Genomic DNA, 3,152 nt, shown 5'->3' on the forward strand with positions numbered 1-3,152 from the left:
TCATGCGGGCGGTGGGGCTGGTGTTCATGTCGAACCTCTTCATCTCGTTGCGTTTAACGCGATGATAGAAGGCGTGGGGCGGGTCCTTGTCGGGGCGTGGCTGAAGGAGGTCCTAGGCGAGGTGGGGATGGTCTTGAGGGGCATGCCGGGTCTCGGCGCGCGGCCTGGTCGGATCCTTGGATCTTGGGGCGCAGAGCCCGGAAGCCGGGCTCTGCCTTGAATTGTCTCTGCCGTCTCAGAGCAGGAGCGTGACGTCGTCGAAGCTCTCGAGCGTGCTGTTCGCGAAGACCACGCTCACGGCGCCGTCGGCGAAGACCGTGTCGCGGCCGACCTCCGAGAACTGCGCGAGCGCCTCGCTGCGGCTCTGATAGCCGAAGCCGGTGAGCTCGATGGTGTCCCAAGGGTCGATCTGCAGGACCCTGTCCCGCCCGCTGTCAGCCGCGTCGAAGATGAAGTGATCGGCGCGGAAGCTGCCAAGCTGCAGGTCATCTCCTTCGCCGCCATCGAACGTGTCGCCCTCGACCGACCGCATGAAGGTCATGAAAGCGTCTTCGGTGTTGGCGACGAATTCCGGCGCCTGCGCGAAGCCCTGAACCACAGCGGCGCGGCTCATGCCGTCCTCGAGCCTCTGCGTCCAGTTCGAAAGCCCGGTGGCATCCGGCGCGCGGCCCAGCACGTTCTGGTAGAGCTGCGTGACAAAGGCCTCGTTGTCGAGCGCGCCATAGGTGCTCTGGAACTCGGGCGAGGCGACGAAGCCGTTGGCGACCGTCACGTAGGCGGTGCCGTCCTCGAGACGGGTGGCCCAATTCTCGAGCCCGGTCAGGTCCGGCGCGCGGTCGAGCGTCGCCTGATAGAGGCGGAACACGTCGTCGAGCTTATCGGCGATGTTCGTCTCGGCCGCGGCATAGGCGCTGGCGGCCGCGTTAGTGCTGTCTTTGAACTCGCCGCTTTCCGAGAAGCCGTGCACCACCTCGGCGCGCGACATGCCGTCCTCGAGGCGGCCGACCCAGTTGCCAAGGCCGGTCGCATCCGGCGCCCGCCGGAGCACGTTCTGATAGAGCAGGCTGACGAAGGCCGTGTTGTCGAGCGCACCGTAGGTGGCCTGGAACTCGGCGCTGTTGACGAAGCCTTCGATGACCTCGAGCAGGGTCCGTTCGCCGCTGTCGAGCCGGTCGCTCCAGTTGCCATAGCCGGTGCTGTCCGGCGCACGGTCAAGCGTCGCTTGATAGACCCGGAAGATCCGGGCACCGGTCGCGCTCGAGACATCCGCTACATCGCCGCCGATTAGCAGGTCGGCCCCGGATCCGCCGTTGATCTCGTCCGACCCGGCGCCGCCGATGATGGTGTCGTCGCCCTCGCCGCCTATCAAGACGTCGCTTTCGTCGGATCCTTCAAGAAACTCGTCCACTACCGTAACAGGCGGAACTGTATCGTCGAGGGCATCGATAAAGGTGGCGACCTGAGTTCGGATTTCGGCGGTGAATACGTCTGAGTCGTATCCCTTAGCACCTATTTGCAAATACCCCTCGGAAAAGCCCAGAAGGTTTTCGCCGGGCGAGAGAGTATCGGTATCTATTACATCTGAAACGGCATCGGAGAAGTCTGGACCGATCGTGAACACGTGACTGCTCTGTTCTTCGTCTTGAATCGTCTCCCCGTAGCCGATTGTCATGAGATCTGCCTTAAGGGCAAAGTCATAGACGCCGTAAGTCGAAGCGCCGGCCTGGCTGAAGAAAGTATCCGCACCTGCCGCGGCCTGTTCACTGGCGAGTTGTGCAGCGAGCTCAAAATCCTCCCAGATGCTGGCCGTGCTTCCGACGAAATCCACCAGAATACTGATGTCGGGGCGCGCGTTCCTTGCTCCTTCTGTGAAGGCGGGAACAAAGGCGGAAAAGGCATCTTCCACTGTTCCGATAATGCCAATCTTGCCGGTCTTGGAAGTCAGCGCCGCCGCGTATCCTGCGACCCGTGCGAGTTCCAAGCCATCGAACACGATGATGTATGCGTTCGCAGCTATTGCAAGCGCGCCGGATGCGCCCCCGGTCAGGGACATCGCGAAGGTCACGAAATCAGTCTCTGGGAATTCCGAAAAAAGCTCGGAAGCGGCGTTGGTATCCAGGTTATGAACAGAGGCAAGGAATACTGGATTATTGCCCGCCTGAGCGAACCGTTTCAGGGCCTGCAGGCGTTGGGCATCGCTCTGAAGCTCTAATTCTCGGAAGTTCGAGCCGCTGCTTTCGCTCCAGGCCGACGCGGAATCGAAAAGGCCCTGGTTCCAAGAGTTATCGAATTTTCCGCCAAGTTCGTAAATTATTGCAGGTGTCGTCATGGCGTTCCCCAACGAATGGCAGTTAATAAGTTCGAGAATGAAAAATGGTCTTTCTGTCTCAATGTCGACGAGGTTGCATGAAAAGTAAAACAGATTATTCGGATCTGCCGCAGCACTCATCCGATGACACAAGGTCGTGCTTGGTCTGACAAACTCTTGTCTCGGGCATCGGCGCGTCACGTCTTCGAAACTCTGGAGGGTGCTATTCGCTCAGTTGCTCACGGCGCCGTCGGGGAAGGCGGTGTGATCCGCGTCGCTTTGGGCATGATTGGCGCTCAAGGCTTATGATGGCGTGACGCGCTCCCAGAAGGCCGACTTGCGCCCATGCGCAGTGTGCAGCTGCTTCACGAAGGCACCATGCTCGGGGCGGCCTTCATCGTCGGATATTGCGGCGTCAGCAGCGGCGCAGGCGTCGAGATGACGCGCGGCATGGCCATAGCGGGTCGATCGGGCGCGCTCCAACGCGAACCCGATCATCGAGCGCCAGACTAACACGGCTGCAAGCGGGTGTGCGGAAGAAAGCGCTTCAGCTGTCGGGGTGAGGATCTCGTAGGTGTCCCCATCGATCTCGTCGGATCAGCTGAGCACCAACTGCGCCGCCAGCGTCGTGTCCGGCCAGGACAGACAGAACGCCAGCCCTGCCTCGATGGGCGTGAACGCCAGAACGACTTCGCGGGCGCGGTCTTCGGCCTCGACATCTTCGAAGTCCGGCAGGCGTTTCAGGAGGTGACGAAGCGCGTCGGGGCAGAGGCGCCGCTCGAAGCGAGCCCAGAGCGCCTGGCGTAGCTCCTCTTCTCGTCCCAGAGCTTCAAGGCAAGCGAAG

1 protein-coding gene and 1 pseudogene are annotated in these 3,152 nt (G+C 61.5%); both read right to left on the reverse strand.

Annotated features, from left to right (window positions below; all coding sequences use genetic code 11):
- Positions 1 to 235: 235 nt before the first annotated feature.
- Positions 236 to 2,329, reverse strand: coding sequence for a DUF4214 domain-containing protein (locus tag AC6RA4_RS24350; RefSeq protein ID WP_500164729.1), 2,094 nt, complete (start codon positions 2,327 to 2,329; stop codon positions 236 to 238).
- Between the two features lie 282 nt (positions 2,330 to 2,611).
- Positions 2,612 to 3,133 (reverse strand): annotated as a pseudogene (locus AC6RA4_RS24355) (DUF6880 family protein).
- Between the last annotated feature and the right edge of the window lie 19 nt (positions 3,134 to 3,152).

Source organism: Salipiger sp. (assembly GCF_059781815.1).

Coding starts and splice junctions, on each gene's coding strand:
- AC6RA4_RS24350 (WP_500164729.1), bottom strand. CDS start 2,329: ATGACGACACCTGCAATAATTTACGAACTTGGCGGAAAATTCGATAAC.